At 72.1% G+C, this 16,214-nt stretch carries 10 protein-coding genes and 2 pseudogenes; 5 read left to right on the top strand and 7 right to left on the bottom strand.

Annotated features, from left to right (window positions below):
- Positions 1-327 precede the first annotated feature (327 nt).
- From ACQEV8_RS15705 to ACQEV8_RS15695, 3 genes are all read left to right on the top strand, one after another.
- Positions 328-4,068, top strand: a complete 3,741-nt coding sequence (locus ACQEV8_RS15705; RefSeq protein ID WP_432960595.1) for an ABC transporter ATP-binding protein — start codon at positions 328-330, stop codon at positions 4,066-4,068.
- A 113-nt stretch (positions 4,069-4,181) separates the two neighbouring features.
- The gene (locus ACQEV8_RS15700; protein WP_432960593.1) at positions 4,182-4,574 is read left to right on the top strand and encodes a hypothetical protein; all 393 of its coding nucleotides are present in this window, start codon (positions 4,182-4,184) and stop codon (positions 4,572-4,574) included.
- 98 nt (positions 4,575-4,672) lie between these two features.
- Positions 4,673-6,115 carry a S28 family serine protease gene (locus ACQEV8_RS15695; RefSeq protein ID WP_432960591.1) on the top strand — a complete coding sequence of 481 codons (1,443 nt, stop codon included), beginning with the start codon at positions 4,673-4,675 and terminating at the stop codon, positions 6,113-6,115.
- A gap of 25 nt (positions 6,116-6,140) precedes the next feature.
- Here the strand turns inward: ACQEV8_RS15695 and ACQEV8_RS15690 are convergent, their stop codons facing one another.
- The 3 genes from ACQEV8_RS15690 to ACQEV8_RS15680 form a co-directional block, all read right to left on the bottom strand.
- On the bottom strand, positions 6,141-6,794 hold the full coding sequence (locus ACQEV8_RS15690) for a hypothetical protein (RefSeq protein ID WP_432960589.1): 654 nt from the start codon (positions 6,792-6,794) through the stop codon (positions 6,141-6,143).
- A gap of 113 nt (positions 6,795-6,907) precedes the next feature.
- The gene (locus tag ACQEV8_RS15685; RefSeq protein ID WP_432960587.1) at positions 6,908-8,761 is read right to left on the bottom strand and encodes a glycoside hydrolase family 3 protein; all 1,854 of its coding nucleotides are present in this window, start codon (positions 8,759-8,761) and stop codon (positions 6,908-6,910) included.
- A 322-nt stretch (positions 8,762-9,083) separates the two neighbouring features.
- Positions 9,084-10,001 carry a LysR family transcriptional regulator gene (locus ACQEV8_RS15680; protein ID WP_432960585.1) on the bottom strand — a complete coding sequence of 306 codons (918 nt, stop codon included), beginning with the start codon at positions 9,999-10,001 and terminating at the stop codon, positions 9,084-9,086.
- Positions 10,002-10,095: 94 nt separating this feature from the next.
- Here ACQEV8_RS15680 and ACQEV8_RS15675 point away from each other — a divergent pair.
- Positions 10,096-10,607: pseudogene (locus tag ACQEV8_RS15675) on the top strand (DMT family transporter).
- On the opposite strand, the gene ACQEV8_RS15670 reads toward ACQEV8_RS15675, so the two are convergent.
- From ACQEV8_RS15670 to ACQEV8_RS15660, 3 genes are read right to left on the bottom strand one after another with little or no spacing between them, the layout of a single operon-like run.
- Positions 10,528-11,358 carry a sugar phosphate isomerase/epimerase family protein gene (locus ACQEV8_RS15670; protein WP_432960583.1) on the bottom strand — a complete coding sequence of 277 codons (831 nt, stop codon included), beginning with the start codon at positions 11,356-11,358 and terminating at the stop codon, positions 10,528-10,530. The pseudogene ACQEV8_RS15675 and the gene ACQEV8_RS15670 sit on opposite strands and share 80 nt — an antisense overlap.
- Positions 11,355-12,509, bottom strand: a complete 1,155-nt coding sequence (locus tag ACQEV8_RS15665) for a dihydrodipicolinate synthase family protein (RefSeq protein WP_432960581.1) — start codon at positions 12,507-12,509, stop codon at positions 11,355-11,357. The genes ACQEV8_RS15670 and ACQEV8_RS15665 overlap by 4 nt, the downstream gene beginning before the upstream one ends.
- Positions 12,506-13,657, bottom strand: a complete 1,152-nt coding sequence (locus ACQEV8_RS15660; protein WP_432960579.1) for a Gfo/Idh/MocA family protein — start codon at positions 13,655-13,657, stop codon at positions 12,506-12,508. Before ACQEV8_RS15660 ends, ACQEV8_RS15665 begins: the two co-directional genes overlap by 4 nt.
- A gap of 290 nt (positions 13,658-13,947) precedes the next feature.
- Between ACQEV8_RS15660 and ACQEV8_RS15655 the strand changes: the two are divergent.
- Positions 13,948-14,995 (top strand): annotated as a pseudogene (locus tag ACQEV8_RS15655) (LacI family DNA-binding transcriptional regulator).
- A 406-nt stretch (positions 14,996-15,401) separates the two neighbouring features.
- Here the strand turns inward: ACQEV8_RS15655 and ACQEV8_RS15650 are convergent.
- Entirely contained in the window at positions 15,402-16,082 is a 681-nt protein-coding gene (locus tag ACQEV8_RS15650) for a class I SAM-dependent methyltransferase (protein ID WP_432960577.1), read from the bottom strand.
- Positions 16,083-16,214 lie beyond the last annotated feature (132 nt).

The raw sequence follows: 16,214 nt of genomic DNA, 5'->3' as shown, positions 1-16,214 counted from the left end.
CCGCACGGCCTGTTCGGCGTCACCGGCCCGCCCTACGGTGACGCCCATGCCCCTGAGAACCCACCTCGCCCTGCGCGCCGCGGCCTGACGGCGGCCACCTGCCTGACCGCCGCCGGCCCCGCCCAGACTGGCCGGCGACGACAACGAAAACCCAGCCCGAACGACCCGTTTCCGCGTACGGGCATCCGCTCAGGGGCGCGGGGAACTGCGCGACCAGCCCCCGCCCACCCGCACTCGAAGTTCAACCGATCCCCCACGGCGGGATGAAATCCGCCCCCAACCGCGTTGGTGTCTTCCGGCAGCTCAGGACGGATGGAAGGCACCGGTGTGACACCGAAACGGGGATGGGCACGACGACTGTGGGCCTACGCATGGCGCCACCCGAAGGACGTCGTACTCGCCCTCGGCTCCTCCCTGGCGGGCATGGCCGTCATGGCCCTCGTCCCCCTGATCACCAAGGTGATCATCGACGACGTCATCAGCGATCACACCAGGGACATGACCACCTGGGCCGGCCTCCTGGTCGCCGCCGCCCTGGTCGTCTACGTCCTCACCTACATCCGCCGCTACTACGGCGGCCGCCTCGCTCTGGACGTCCAGCACGACCTGCGGACGGACATGTACGGCACCATCACCCGTCTCGACGGCCGCCGCCAGGACGAGCTGTCCACCGGACAGGTCGTCGGCCGGGCCACCAGTGACCTCCAGCTGATCCAGGGTCTGCTGTTCATGCTCCCGATGACCATCGGGAACTTCATGCTCTTCCTGATCTCCCTGGTGATCATGGCCTGGCTGTCCTGGCCACTCACCCTGGTCGCCCTGGCCGTCGCCCCCGCCCTCGCGTACATCGCGAAGCGCAGCCGCACCAGGCTCCACCCCTCCACCTGGTACGCCCAGGCCCAGGCCGCCGCCGTCGCGGGCGTGGTCGACGGCGCCGTCAGCGGCGTACGCGTGGTGAAGGGCTTCGGACAGGAGCAGCAGGAGACCGGGAAGCTCCGGGAGGTCGGCCGCAGGCTCTTCGCCGGGCGGCTGCGCACCGTCCGCCTGAACTCGGTCTACACCCCGGCCCTCCAGGCCGTCCCCGCTCTCGGCCAGGTCGCGATGCTGGCGCTCGGCGGCTGGCTGGCGGTACGCGGGCACATCACACTCGGCACGTTCGTCGCCTTCTCGACCTACCTCGCCCAGCTGGTCGGCCCGGTGCGCATGCTCGCCGTGGTCCTCACCGTCGGGCAGCAGGCCCGGGCCGGCACCGAGCGGGTCCTGGAGCTGATCGACACCGAGCCCTCCCTCCAGGACGGCTCCAAGGACCTCCCCGCCGACGCCCCCGCGACGGTCGAGTTCGACGACGTCTCCTTCGGCTATGAAGCCGCCGACGGCAAGACCAGCCCGGTCCTCGACGGGCTGTCCTTCCAGATCCGCCCCGGCGAGACCCTCGCCGTCGTCGGCTCCTCCGGCTCCGGCAAATCCACGGTCTCCCTCCTCCTGCCGCGCTTCTACGACGTCACCCGCGGCGCCGTCCTCGTCGGCGGCCATGACGTGCGCGAGCTGACCCTTCAATCGCTGAGGTCCGCGATCGGGCTGGTCCCGGAGGACTCGTTCCTCTTCTCCGACACCGTCCGCGACAACATCGCCTACGGCCGCCCGGACGCCACCCAGGAGGAGATCGAGAAGGCCGCCCGAGCCGCCCAGGCGGACCGTTTCATCAGTGAACTCCCCGACGGCTACGACACCACCGTCGGCGAGCACGGCCTCACCCTCTCCGGCGGCCAGCGCCAGCGCGTCGCCCTCGCCCGCGCGATCCTCAGCGACCCGCGCCTGCTGGTCCTGGACGACGCGACCTCCGCCGTGGACGCCCGGGTCGAGCACGAGATCCACGAGGCCCTGAAGGGCGTCATGCGGGGCCGTACGACCCTGCTGATCGCGCACCGCCGCTCCACCCTGAACCTCGCCGACCGCATCGCCGTCCTGGACGGCGGCCGCCTCGCCGACATCGGCACCCACGAGGAGCTCCAGCGCCGCTCCGCCCTCTACCGGCGGCTGCTCACCGACCCCGACGAGCTGGGCGGGGTCTCCCCGGGCCACACCCAGCCCGTCTGCCCCGAGGAGGACACCTCCGTCCGGGAGGAGCTGGACGCGGAGTTCGACGCCGAGCGCGGCGTCACCCCCCGGCTGTGGACCGGCGACCGCGAGCGCAAGGACCTGGCCCTCGCGGAGAGCCCCGCCACCCCCGAGCTGCTCGCCCAGGTCGAGGCGCTGCCCCCGGCCACCGACGTCCCCGACATCGACGAGTCGCGTGCCGTCCAGCCGGAGGAGTCCTACGGTCTGCGCCGGCTGCTGCGCGGCTTCGGGCTGCCGCTGCTGGTCAGCCTCGCCCTGGTCGCCACCGACGCGGGCATGGGCCTGCTGCTGCCCGTGCTGATCCGGCACGGCATCGACTCCGGCGTCACGCAGGCCGCGCTCGGCGCCGTCTGGGCGGCCGCCCTGCTGGGGCTGCTCACGGTGGTCGTGCAGTGGGCGGCGCAGATCGGTGAGACCCGGATGACCGGCCGTACCGGCGAGCGGGTCCTGTACTCGCTCCGGCTGAAGATCTTCGCCCAGCTCCAGCGCCTCGGGCTCGACTACTACGAGCGGGAGCTGACCGGCCGGATCATGACCCGGATGACGACCGACGTCGACGCGCTGTCGACGTTCCTCCAGACGGGCCTGGTCACGGCCTTCGTCTCGGTCGTCACCTTCTTCGGCATCATGGTCGCCCTGCTGGTGATCGACGTGGAGCTCGCGCTGGTCGTCTTCGCGACGCTGCCGCCGCTGATCATCGCCACGTTCTTCTTCCGCCGGGCGAGCGTGAAGGCGTACGAGCTGGCTCGTGAGCGGGTGTCGGTGGTCAACGCCGACCTCCAGGAGTCGGTGTCGGGGCTGCGGATCGTGCAGGCGTTCCGGCGCGAGCGGGACGGCGGGCTGCGCTTCGCCGGGCGCAGCGACAGCTACCGTCAGGCCCGTATCCGGGGTCAGTGGCTGATCTCGGTGTATTTCCCCTTCGTGCAGTTCCTGTCGTCGGTGGCGGCGGCGGCCGTGCTGATCGTGGGCGGCGCCCGGGTCGACGACGGCACGCTGGCGATCGGCTCGCTGGTGGCGTACCTGCTCTACATCGACCTGTTCTTCGCGCCCGTGCAGCAGCTGTCCCAGGTCTTCGACGGCTACCAGCAGGCGACCGTCTCGCTGGGCCGCATCCAGGAGCTGCTCCAGGAGCCGACGTCGACGAAGTCCGCCGACGAACCCCTGGAGGTCCTGTCCCTGCGCGGCGAGATCGCGTTCGAGGACGTGCACTTCGAATACGGCGCCGTCGGCGAGGGGGAGGCGGCTCTGGGCGGGGTCGACCTGCGCATTCCGGCCGGGCAGACCGTCGCCTTCGTCGGCGAGACCGGCGCCGGCAAGTCGACCCTCGTCAAACTCGTGGCCCGCTTCTACGACCCGACCGGCGGCCGGGTCACCGTCGACGGCACCGATCTGCGCTCCCTGGACCTCACCTCGTACCGGCACCGTCTGGGGGTCGTCCCGCAGGAGGCGTACCTCTTCCAGGGCACCGTCCGCGATGCCATCGCCTACGGCCGCCCGGACGCCACCGACGCCGAGGTCGAGGCGGCGGCCCGCGCGGTCGGCGCGCACGACATGATCGCCACGCTGGACGGCGGCTACCTCCACGAGGTCGCCGAGCGCGGCCGCAACCTGTCCGCCGGACAGCGCCAGCTGATCGCCCTGGCCCGTGCCGAGCTGGTCGACCCGGACGTCCTGCTCCTCGACGAGGCGACGGCCGCCCTGGACCTGGCCACGGAGGCCCAGGTCAACCAGGCCACCGACCGCCTGGCGGGCCGTCGTACCACCCTCGTCGTGGCCCACCGGCTCACCACCGCCGCCCGCGCCGACCGGGTCGTCGTCATGGACCGCGGCGGGGTCGCCGAGGACGGCACGCACGACGAGCTGCTCGCGCGCGGCGGCCGGTACGCCGACCTGTGGCGGACCTTCATCGGCGCCGCCGAGCCGGAGGAGCCGGTCGGGGCGTCCCGCTGACGGGCACCCGGCGAGGGCGTCTTCATCACGGTCGCGCAACCGTCCGGCATACGTCATGCGTCCGTACAGCCGTACGCCGATGGTCGCGCACGACGCGGTACGGGAGGACAACAGTGGACAGTGGAGCGATACGCCGGCGGCTCGCGCTCGGCCTGGCCGTGCTGACCGCCTCCGGCTTGCTCGCCGTGGTGGCACCGGGCGAGGCGCAGGCCGCCTCCTCCGCGTCCTGCCCCGGCCGCAAGGTCCGCGCCCTGCCGTTCTCCACCGGCACCGTGTACGTCTACAAGCGCGGCGGCTATGTCTGCGCCGTGACCGTGACCAAGAAGCCCGGCGTGAAGAAGAAGATGTCGGTGAGCGTGCAGGCGCGCGGCAACCGCCCGGTCGTCGACGAGGGACGGTACTCCTACCTCGCCGGACCGGTCACCGTGCACGCCGGGCGCCGCTGCGTCTGGCTCAAGGGCAAGGTCGGCCCCAAGTCCGTCAGCACCGGCTGGATTCTGTGCTGAATCCCCGCCCGCGCACAGGGTTTTCCCTATGTCCCCTGGTGCTCCGGTGAGTTGGTCCGCTAGCTTCCGGCGCACATCTGTCTCACAGGGGAGTGCGCATGCGCAAGGCGCTCAGATGGCTGCTGGCGCTCACGGTGCTCATAGGCACACTGGGCACGGCGTCAGCGGCCACCGCCGCCGAGCCGGAGGCCACCGGCACCGGCAGCACCACTGACATCAAGGAGAGGCTGCTCTCCATACCGGGCATGAGCCTGGTCGAGGAGAAGCCGTACACCGGCTACCGCTTCTTCGTCCTGAACTACACCCAGCCGGTCGACCACCGGAAGCCGTCCAAGGGCACGTTCCAGCAGCGCATCACCGTGCTGCACAAGGACGTCGCCCGTCCGACGGTCTTCTTCACCAGCGGCTACAACGTCTCCACGACGCCCCGCCGCAGCGAACCCGCCCAGATCGTGGACGGCAACCAGGTCTCCCTGGAGTACCGCTTCTTCACCCCGTCCCGGCCCCAGCCGGCCGACTGGACCAAGCTGGACATCTGGCAGGCCGCCAGCGACCAGCACCGCGTCTTCAAGGCCCTGAAGAGCGTCTACGACAAGAAGTGGATCTCCACGGGCGGTTCGAAGGGCGGCATGACCGCCACCTACTACGAGCGCTTCTACCCGCGTGACATGGACGGCGTCGTCGCCTACGTGGCCCCCAACGACGTCGTGAACGACCGGGACGCGGCCTACGACCGCTTCTTCGCGCGCGTCGGCACCAAGGAGTGCCGCGACAAGCTGAACGGTGTGCAGCGCGAGGCACTGGTCCGCCGCGAGCCGCTGGAGAAGAAGTACGCGGCCTACGCGAAGGAGAACGGCCTCACCTTCGAGACCATCGGCAGCCTGGACAAGGCCTACGAGGCGACCGTCCTCGACTACGTGTGGGGCTTCTGGCAGTACAGCCTGCTGAAGGACTGCGACCAGATCCCGGCCGACGCCAAGAACGCCACCGACGACGACATCTGGAACTCCGTCGACACCATCTCCGGCTTCTCCGCCTACGCCGACCAGGGCCTGACGACCTACACGCCGTACTACTACCAGGCCGGCACGCAGCTCGGCGCGCCGACCATCCGGTTCCCGCACATCGAGAAGAAGTACATCCGCTACGGCTACCAGCCGCCCCGCAACTTCGTCCCGCGTGACATCCCCATGAAGTTCCAGCGGGGGGCGATGCGGGACGTCGACACCTGGGTCCGGCACAACGCCCGGCAGATGCTCTTCGTCTACGGCCAGAACGACCCGTGGGGCGCCGAGCCGTTCCACGTCGGCAAGGGCGCGAAGGACTCCTACGTCATGACCGCTCCGGGCATGAACCACGGGGCCAACGTCGCGGGTCTCGTGCCCGAACAGAAGGCCCTCGCCACCGCCCGCATCCTCGACTGGGCCGGCGTCGCCTCCGGCGCGGTACAGGCCGATCCGCAGGCGGCCAAGCCGCTGGCGAAGTTCGACGCGAAGCTCGACAAGCGGGACACGCAGCGTGAGATGACGCTGCGTCCGTAACTCGGCAGGAGTGCCCGGCCGCCGCTCACAGCGGCCGGGCGCACCCCACCGGCCGATCGCCGCCGAGCCGGACGTACAGCGCGGTCGAGCCGGGGCAGTCGGCCCGCCCGGTGACCGCGCGGCTCACCCGGTACTCCGGCTTCCGCTCGCCCGTCCCGTCGCACGCGGTCTCGCGGACCTGCCCGTCGCCCGAGTTGTAGACGCAGTCGCCGACGACGGTGCGCGGCCCGCCCCCGCCGCCCGGGTCGCCGGGGTGCGGCGGCTGGAGGTTGCGCATACAGGCGTAGCCGCGCGGCACCGCCCCGTCGCCGTCCTCGTCGGACGCGGGCCGCTGCTCGCTGATGTGCAGGACGAAGTCCGTGGCCGCCGGGCAGCGCGGCCCGTCACGCACCGCGCCGTCGTGCCGGGCCACGACCCGCGCCGCCGCCCGCTCACCGGAGCACGGCACCTCGGTGAAGCTCGTCGCACCGAACGAACTGCACTCGTCGACCGCGAGGAACACCGCCCCGTACCCGGACGGCCGGGTCGGCGACGGTGAGACCGCGCCGCTCGTCCCCGTCGCCGGCTCGCCCAGCCGGCCGTCCTCCGCCACCCCCGCCGACGGACTCTGACACCCGACCAGCAGCGCGACCAGCAGGAACAGCCCGCACATCGCCCCCGCCGCACTTCTGTCGCGCATTGCCGTACCCCCGACTGTCCTCGCCCAGCGTGGCCCGTGATCACGGGCACACGCCAGGCAGATGGGGCGGTTTGCGCATGTTGGGGGTGGTGCGCCCGGTCCGTGGCGTACGTCTAGTACGACATGCCGTGCCCGATCGGGTACAGCACCTGTTCCGGATCATCCGCCCGCTGCACGGCGACCGGCAGTTTCCCGCGTGGCTTCACCCGGCCCGCGATCACCCGTGCGGCGGCCCGCAGTTCGACGTCCGTCCAGGAGTAGGCGGCCAGACAGGCCGGGACGGACGGCAGCTGGGCGATGTCGTACGGGTTGCGGATCGCGACCGCCACGACCGGTGTCCCGGTCGCCACGAGCTGCTCGACCAGCGCCTTCTGACTGCTGCCGGCCGTGACGTTGTACGTGGCTGCCACCACCGCGTCCACGTCCCGCGCGGCAGCGACGGCTCGGGCGATCGTGGCGGCGGAGGGGGCGGTGCCGGTCGAGAGGGCGGTCGCGGTGAAGCCGAGTTCCGACAGCGCGCCCGCGAGCACGCCCGTGGGCGGGCCGGTCGTCCCCGACGGCGAGGCCGGATCGGCGCCGACCACGAGCACCTTGGGGTGGCGGCGCCGGGACAGCGGCAGCAGCCGGTCCTCGTTGACGAGCAGCGTGGTGGTCCGCTCGGCGATCCGGTCGGCCGCCTTCAGGTGCGTGCGGATGCCGACGGTCCGGTCGACGCCGCCCTGACCGACGTACGGAGAACGGAACAGCCCGAGCTTCGCCTTCAGCCGCAGCACCCGCAGGATCGATTCGTCGAGCCGGGCCTCCGTCAGCTCACCTTCCCGCACGGCCGTCAGGACGGCGTTCCAGGCGAGGTCCAGATCCGGCGGGTTGAGCAGCTGGTCCACGCCCGCCTTCAGCGCGAGCACCGGCACCCGGGCGTCTCCGTACTTGGTCCGTACGCCCTCCATGCCGAGGGAGTCGGTGACCACGACCCCGTCGTAGCCGAGCCGCTCGCGCAGGATGCCGGTCAGGATGGGGCGGGAGAGGGTCGCCGGGTCGCCGGAGCCGTCGAGGGCCGGGACCATCAGATGGGCGGTCATGATCGAGTCGATGCCCGCGGCGATCGCCGCCCGGAACGGCGGTGCGTCCAGCTTCTCCCACAGCTCCCGGCTGTGCGTGATGGTGGGGAAGCCGGTGTGGCTGTCGACGTTGGTGTCCCCGTGCCCGGGGAAGTGCTTGGCGGTCGCGGCGACCCCGGAGCCCTGGTACCCGGCGACCTCGGCGGCCACCAGCGCGGCGACGGCCCGCGGGTCGGCACCGAAGGACCGTACGCCGATGACCGGGTTGGCCGGGTTGACGTTCACGTCGGCCACGGGGGAGTAGTCCTGCCGGATGCCCATCGCCCGCAGCTCGGCGCCCGCGATCCGGCCGAGCGCCCGGGCATCGGACCGGGACCGGCCCGCGCCGACGGCCATGGCGCCCGGGAAGAGCGTCGCGGGCTTCCCGACCCGGGCCACGATCCCGTGCTCCTGGTCGGTGGAGATGAGCACGGGCAGCCCGCGGGGCAGTCCCAGGGAGGCCCGCTGGATGCCGTCGGAGAGGCCGGCGATCTGGTGCGGATCACGGGTGTTGTGCGCCCAGGCGAAGTAGATGATGCCGCCGACCCGGTACCTCGCGACCAGCTCGGCGGCCGTACGGACCCCGATCTCCTTGAGGTTGGCGTCGATGTCGGCCTGGTCGGGGGCGGTGGCGGAGTGGCCGTAGACCCGCATCACGAAGAGCTGTCCCACCTTCTCCTCCAGCGTCATCCGCGAGACGAGGGCGCGAAGTCGCCTGTCGTCCGGGGGGCCCAGGGAGCCGGAGGAATCGGCGGCGTACGAGGGCCCGGCGGCCGCGAGGGCGGCGGTGACGCCGGCCGTGGCGGCGAGAACGGTGCGTCTGGAGGGCTGTGCGGTGCTTCCCGTGCTTCCCGTGCCGGTGTCGTGCACGTGCGCTCCTTCCGGAGGTGATCCTCTCGGATCCGCTGAAGGAAACTTCCAAGACGTCAGCAATAACCGGGAAGTTTCTGCCAGTCAAGGGAACGCGCAGGGGCCGCCACCGGCGCGGTCGGAGGGGGACGCACCGGTGGCGGTGGGGCCCGCCGGCCGCGGTGCGGCGGAGAGGGTGGTCAGCGATCGCAGCCAGCAGCGAGGGCCGACACCGCACCGTGGTGACTCTCCGGCGGTTTGTGCGTTGGACGGCCCGGGTCCGGACCAGGTTCCCGGCGCGGGCCGGATTTCCGGAAGTCGGTACTCAGGGTGAACGGGGGGTTCAACGGGGCGTGTGAGCCGACACTTTCGGCCACTGCCCGCCGAGTGCCCGCACGGTTTCCGCGATGGCCGGACGCCGCGCCGCCCCAGTCCGCCACAGCGCGTACAGCCGCCGCACCGGCATGGGGTCGAGCGGCACCTCCACCACTTTGGCGGGCAGCGCCCCGCGCCCCAGCCGCGGGATCAGCGCGACCCCGAGCCCGGCCGCGACGAGGGCGACGAGCGTCGGATTCTCCTCAGCCTGGTGGACGATGTCGGGCTCGTGCCCTGCCGTCCGCAGCGTCCGCAGCAGCCAGTCGTGGCACACCCGCCCCGGCGGCTGGCAGATCCACCGCTCACCGCCCAGTTCCTCCCGCCGTACGGCGCTGCGCCCGGCGAAGGGATGCCCCTCGGGCACGAGCAGATCGCACAGGTCGTCCCCGATGACCGCCTGCTCCAGGCCCGGCGGGGCGGGCAGCGGCGCGATGTCCCAGTCGTGCGCGACGGCGAGGTCGACGGCTCCCTTCGCCACGAGGTCGACCGACAGATGCGGGTCGACCTCGGTGAGCCGGGCGTCCAGGGCCGGGTGTCTGCGGCCCAGCTCGGCGAGCACGCCCGGCAGCAGCCCGCGCGCCGCCGACGAGAACGCGGCGACGGTCAGCCGCCCCGCCGGCAGGCCCCGCCGCTCCTCCAGGTCGGTCTCCGCCCGCTCCACGATGGCCAGCAACTCCTTCGCGGCCGCGGCCAGTTGCCGGGCCTCGTCGGTGAGCCGCACACCCCGCCCCTCCCGCTCCAGCAGCACGGTCCGCGTCTCCCGCTCCAGCTTGGCGATCTGCTGGGACACCGCGGAGGGCGTGTACCCGAGTGCGACGGCGGCGGCCCCGACGGTGCCGTGCACGGACACGGCGTGCAGGGCGCGCAGCCGCTGGAGGTCGAGCATGGGACTCCCCACTTCCATGATTCAGCGATGCTTCATCCAACTCTGCGGCAATCATCGCTGGTGCTTCACGGTCGCCGGACGCGAGGCTCACGGCATGCGCCTCTCACACCTCGCTCTCGCCGCGCTGGTCGCCGCCGTCCGGGGCGTCAGCTTCACGGTCGTCGAGATCGGCCTCGACCACTTCCCGCCCCTGCTCTTCTCGGCCCTGCGCTTCCTCGCGGCGGCGGCCTGCGTGGGGCGCCTCGAACGTCCTCACCCGCAAGGCGGCACCCCCGACTCCCGGGCCTGCTCCTGCGCCACCACCCCGCCTCCACGGTGGCCCCCTTCTCCCTCCTGGTCCCGGTCTCAGGGATGTCGTCGGCGGCGCTGTTCCCGGGCGAGCCGGTGAGCCCGCCGCGGTGGTGCGCGGCGGCGCTGCTGGTGGGCGGGGTGGCGTTGACGTCCGGTCTTCTTCGGCCCCCACACACGGCCGCCGCCCCGCCCGGAACAAACGGGCGGGGCGGCGCGAGCGCGATTCGCAGCTGGGTCACAAGGTGTGCTCGACGAACCTCGCCGCCGTCTCGGCCAGCACCTCGCGGCCGTCGCGTGCCCACAGGCCGTCGTTGAACAGCTCCACTTCGATGGCCCCGGTGTACCCGGCCGCCTCCACGTACCCCTGCCACTCCCGCATGTCGATCGCGCCGTCGCCGACCTGGCCCCGGCCGGTCAGCACGCCCTGAGGGAGGGGAGTCGTCCAGTCGGCGAGCTGGAAGGTGTGGATACGGCCGGACGCGCCCGCCCGGGCGATCTGCGCGGGAGCCGTGTCGTCCCACCAGATGTGGTACGTGTCGACGGTGACCCCGACCTGCTGGGCCGGGAACCGTTCGGCCAGGTCCAGGGCCTGCGCCAGCGTCGACACCACACAGCGGTCGGAGGCGTACATCGGGTGGAGCGGCTCGATGGCCAGACGGACGCCGTGCTCCTCGGCGTACGGCCCCAGTTCCGCCAGCGCGTCCGCGATCCGCTCCCGCGCCCCGTGCAGATCCTTCGAGCCGGCCGGGAGCCCGCCCGAGACCAGGACCAGCGTGTCCGTGCCGAGCGCCGCCGCCTCGTCGATCGCGCGGCGGTTGTCGGCCAGGGCCTCGGCCCGCTCGCGCGGGTCGATCGCCGTGAAGAAGCCGCCCCGGCACAACGTCGTCACCGTCAGGCCCGCGTCCCGGACCAGCTTGGCCGTGGCCTCCAGGCCGTACGACTGGACCGGCTCACGCCACAGGCCGACGTTGACGACGCCCGACTCACGGCAGCTGTCGACCAGTTCCGGCATCGACAGCTGCTTGACCGTCATCTGGTTGATGGAGAAACGCGCGAGCTCCGTCACTGGTTCACCCCGTACAGGGCCAGCAGGTTCTTCATCCGCTCCTGCGCCAGCTTCGGGTCGGGGAACAGGCCGAGGCCGTCGGCGAGTTCGTACGCCTTCGCGAAGTGCGGGAGCGAGCGGGCCGACTGCAGGCCGCCGACCATCGTGAAGTGGGACTGGTGGCCCGCCAGCCAGGCCAGGAACACCACGCCCGTCTTGTAGAAGCGGGTCGGGGTCTGGAAGAGGTGGCGGGAGAGCTCGACCGTGGGGTCGAGGAGCGCGCGGAAGCCCGCGACGTCCCCGGTGTCCAGCACCCGGACCGCCTCCGCCGCCAGCGGGCCCAGCGGGTCGAAGATGCCGAGCAGGGCGTGGCTGAAGCCCCGCTCGTCGCCCGCGATCAGCTCGGGGTAGTTGAAGTCGTCGCCGGTGTAGCAGCGGACCCCGTCGGGGAGCCGGCGGCGCAGGTCGACCTCACGCTGTGCGTCCAGCAGGGAGACCTTGATGCCGTCGACCTTGTCGGGGTGGGCGGCGATGACCTCCAGGAAGGTGTCCGTCGCCGCGTCCAGGTCGGACGACCCCCAGTAGCCCTCCAGCGCCGGGTCGAACATCGGGCCGAGCCAGTGCAGGACGACCGGCTCGGCTGCCTGCCGGAGCAGCTGGCCGTAGACCTCCAGATAGTCCTCGGGGCCGGAGGCGGCCGCCGCGAGCGCCCTGGACGCCATCAGGATGGCCTGGGCGCCGGACCGTTCCACGACGGCGAGCTGCTCCTCGTAGGCCGCGCGGACCTCGCCGAGGGACGCCGGGCCGGTGAGCTGGTCGGTGCCCACGCCGCAGGCGATACGACCGCCCACCGACTTGGCCTCGGCCGCCGACCGGCGGATCAGTTCCGCCGCGCCCGCCCAGTCCAGGCCCATGCCGCGCTGCGCGGTGTCCATGGCCTCGGCGACACCCAGCCCGTGCGACCACAGATGGCGGCGGAAGGCGAGGGTGGCGTCCCAGTCCACGGCGGCGGGCGAGTCGGGGGACACGTCCGCGAACGGGTCGGCGACGACGTGAGCCGCCGAGAAGACCGTGCGGGAGGTGAGCGGGGAACCGGTGGTGAGGGCGAGCGGCTCCTGGCGGGGCTCGTACGCCCTCAGCGACCCGCTCGCGTCCGGGAGCTGGATCGTCACAGCGAGATCTCCGGTACGTCGATACGACGGCCCTCGGCCGAGGACGCGAGACCCAGCTCGGCGAGCTGGACACCGCGGGCACCGGCCAGCAGGTCCCAGTGGTAGGGCGCGTCGGCGTAGACGTGCCGCAGGAACAGCTCCCACTGGGCCTTGAAGCCGTTGTCGAACTCGGCGTTGTCCGGGATCTCCTGCCACTGGTCGCGGAAGACCTCCGTGGCGGGGATGTCCGGGTTCCAGACCGGCTTGGGGGTGGCGCTGCGGTGCTGGGCGCGGCAGTTCCTGAGTCCGGCCACCGCCGAGCCCTCCGTGCCGTCCACCTGGAACTCCACCAGCTCGTCGCGGTTGACGCGCACGGCCCAGGAGGAGTTGATCTGGGCGATGGCGCCGCCCTCCAGCTCGAAGACGCCGTACGCGGCGTCGTCGGCGGTGGCGTCGTACGGCTTGCCGTTCTCGTCCCAGCGCTGCGGGATGTGGGTGGCGGTCAGGGCCTGGACGGACTTCACGCGGCCGAACAGCTCGTGGAGCACGTACTCCCAGTGCGGGAACATGTCGACGACGATGCCGCCGCCGTCCTCGGCACGGTAGTTCCAGGACGGGCGCTGGGCGTCCTGCCAGTCGCCCTCGAAGACCCAGTAGCCGAACTCGCCGCGCACGGACAGGATCCGGCCGAAGAAGCCGCCGTCGATGAGGCGCTTCAGCTTCAGCAGGCCGGGGAGGAAGAGCTTGTCCTGGACGACGCCGTGCTTGATGCCGGCCTCGTCCGCCAGCCGGGCCAGGTCCAGGGCGCCGGCGAGGCCGGTGGCGGTCGGCTTCTCGGTGTAGATGTGCTTGCCGGCCGCGATCGCCTTCTTCAGGGACTCCTCGCGGGCGGAGGTGACCTGGGAGTCGAAGTAGATGTCCACCGTCTCGTCGGCGAGGACCGCGTCCAGGTCGGTCGAGACGTGCTCCAGCCCGTGCCGCTCGGCCAGCGCCCGCAGCGCGTGCTCGCGGCGGCCTACCAGGATCGGCTCGGGCCACAGCACGGTGCCGTCGCCGAGATCGAGGCCGCCCTGCTCGCGCAGGGCGAGGATGGAGCGGACCAGGTGCTGGCGGTAGCCCATGCGCCCGGTCACGCCGTTCATGGCGATACGCACCGTCTTGCGTGTCACGTCGTTCCCTTCGTACGCGGTCGTCGCGCCGCGTACGCCCACTGGTGAGCGTTGCAGCAAGCGCTTTCTACATACGGAGAAGCTAGCCTCTGAACCGTGGTCTGGACAAGACCGTGACCAGGACGAGTTGTTCGAGGGGGCGAACAACCGGGGGTCGGGGGCTTAAAGTCTGCTCGGAAACCTTGGCCATGGATTAGCTGAGCCAGGGCGGCCGACCTGCCCGGAACCGTTCCCATGGGTCCGGGTGTGTACGAGGGCGACGACGAGATGCGTGACCGGAGGACGACGAGATGACGGTGACCCTGGCGGACGTGGCGGCCCGCGCGCAGGTCTCGCCCGCGACGGTGTCGCGCGTGCTGAACGGGAACTATCCCGTTGCCGCCTCCACCCGCGAGCGGGTGCTGAAGGCCGTGGACGAGCTGGACTATGTACTCAACGGGCCCGCGAGTGCCCTGGCCGCCGCCACCTCCGACCTGGTCGGGATCCTGGTGAACGACATCGCCGACCCGTTCTTCGGGATCATGGCGAGCGCGATCCAGGCCGAGATCGGCGGGCCTGGCGGCCGTGCGGGCGGGGAGAGACTCGCGGTGGTCTGCAACACGGGAGGCTCCCCGGAGCGGGAGCTGACGTATCTCACGCTGCTGCAGCGGCAGCGTGCGGCGGCCGTGGTGCTGACCGGCGGGGCGATCGAGGACGCGGCGCACAAGGCGGCGATGGACGCGAAGGTGCGCAAGCTCACGGACGCCGGGACGCGGGTGGTGCTGTGCGGACGGCCGCCGGCGCCGGAGACCGGGGCGATCGCGCTGACCTTCGACAACCGCGGGGCGGGCAGGAACTGGCCGAACACCTGATCGGCCTCGGGCACCGGCGGCTCGGCTACATCGCGGGCCCCGAGGAGCGGACCACGACCCGGCACCGCCTGGAGGGCCACCGGGCCGCGCTCGCCGCGCACGGCATCGAGGAGGACCCCCGGTGGACGGTGCACGGCCGCTACGACCGCAGGTCCGGCTACGAGGCGACGCTGGAGCTGCTCCGGCGGGACCCGTCCCTGACTGCGGTCGTCGCCGCGAACGACTCCGTCGCGCTCGGGGCGTGCGCGGCGCTGCGCGACTCCGGGCTGCGGATCCCGGAGGACGTGTCGGTGGCCGGGTTCGACGATCTCCCCTTCAGCATCGACGTGGTGCCTTCGCTCACGACGGTGCGGCTGCCGCTGGCGGAGGCCGGGGCGCGGGCCGGGCGGATCGCGATGGGGCGGGAGGAGGCGCCGCCCGGGGGATCGCCTCGGTGCGGGGGGAGTTGATGGTGCGGGGGTCCTCCGGGGCGCCGAGGGTCTCCTAGTCCTGGGCGCTGCTGCCCGGCCCGTGCTGGGGCTGCCGCCCCCGGGCACCCGCTTCGGCCTGAACGGCCTCGTCCTCAAACGCCGGACGGGCTGGGGTGTGACGGGTCGGCGATGTCGGGTGTGCGTCGGTCCGGCTGAGGTGTGGCGGGTCGGCGTTGTCGGGTGTACGCCGGTCGGGCTGGGGTGTGGCGGGTCGGCGTTGTCGGGTGTACGCCGGTTGGGCTGGGGTGTGGCGGGTCGGCGATGTGGGGTGTACGCCGGTTGGGCTGGGGTGTGGCGGGTCGGCGTTGTCGGGTGTACGCCGGTTGGGCTGGGGTGTGACGGGTCGGCGATGTCGGGTGTGCGTCGGTCGGGCTGAGGTGTGGCTGATCGGCGTTGTTCGCGCCGCCGACCGGGCAGGCGGACCTACGCCCTGACCCCGATGAATCCGAACAGATCCGGCACCCCGTCCGGCCCCGCCTCCACCGTCCGCTCGATGCGCAGGCCCGCTGAGACCGCCCCGTTGAGCAGGTCGGCCAGCGGGACGTGCCAGGCGCCGAGGCGGGCGCGGACACCGGTGGTGTTCCAGGAGGCGAAGGTGCGGGACCGGTCGGCATAGCCGGCGTCGATCACCGTCCTGGACATGTCCCTGCGGTCGGCGAAGGCGCCGACGAAGCAAGGGTGCACTCCCAGATGGACGAAACGGCCGCCGGGAGCCAGGACACGGCCGATCTCGCGGAGCACAGCGGCGTAGTCGGGCACGTCCGTGCTGGCCAGGACGCACACCGCGGCGGGCGCCGAGCTGTCGGCCAGGGGGAGCGCGGTCGCGTCGGCGACGGCGACGGGCAGGCGCTGGGCGGCGTGGCGCAGCTGGTTGCGGGAGAGGTCGACGCCGACGGGACTCCAGCCCAGGGCGGCCACGGTCGGCGCGTGGGCGCCCGTGCCGCAGCACACGTCGAGGCAGGTGGCTCCGTCGCCGCTGCCCAGCAGGTCACCGAGGGTGGCATGGACCCGGCGGATGTAGTCGCCGCCGCCCGCCGGGGACATGAACTCGTTGTACCAATCGGCGTGTTCGTCGTACACGGCCGTCGTCCTCGAGGTCACCATGACTCGGACGTTACTGCCCGCGCGCGAGTCGCGCGGAGGCGTTCGCCGCGAGCGTGACGGATACGGATGCCCGGCGGCGATGACTTTCGCGTCGTACGCCGGTCTGCAGTGCCGTCATCGAAGCCCTCCTCT

Source organism: Streptomyces sp. CA-179760, assembly GCF_050937045.1.
Taxonomy (GTDB): domain Bacteria; phylum Actinomycetota; class Actinomycetes; order Streptomycetales; family Streptomycetaceae; genus Streptomyces.
The sequence above is the reverse complement of the archived record's forward strand: the minus strand, read 5'-3'. Positions and strand labels throughout refer to the sequence as shown.

Excerpts from the sequence above, each read along its gene's own strand:
- ACQEV8_RS15695 (WP_432960591.1), top strand. The coding sequence starts at position 4,673 with ATGCGCAAGGCGCTCAGATGGCTGCTGGCGCTCACGGTGCTCATAGGC.
- ACQEV8_RS15690 (WP_432960589.1), bottom strand. The coding sequence starts at position 6,794 with ATGCGCGACAGAAGTGCGGCGGGGGCGATGTGCGGGCTGTTCCTGCTG.
- ACQEV8_RS15680 (WP_432960585.1), bottom strand. The coding sequence starts at position 10,001 with ATGCTCGACCTCCAGCGGCTGCGCGCCCTGCACGCCGTGTCCGTGCAC.
- ACQEV8_RS15650 (WP_432960577.1), bottom strand. The coding sequence starts at position 16,082 with ATGGTGACCTCGAGGACGACGGCCGTGTACGACGAACACGCCGATTGG.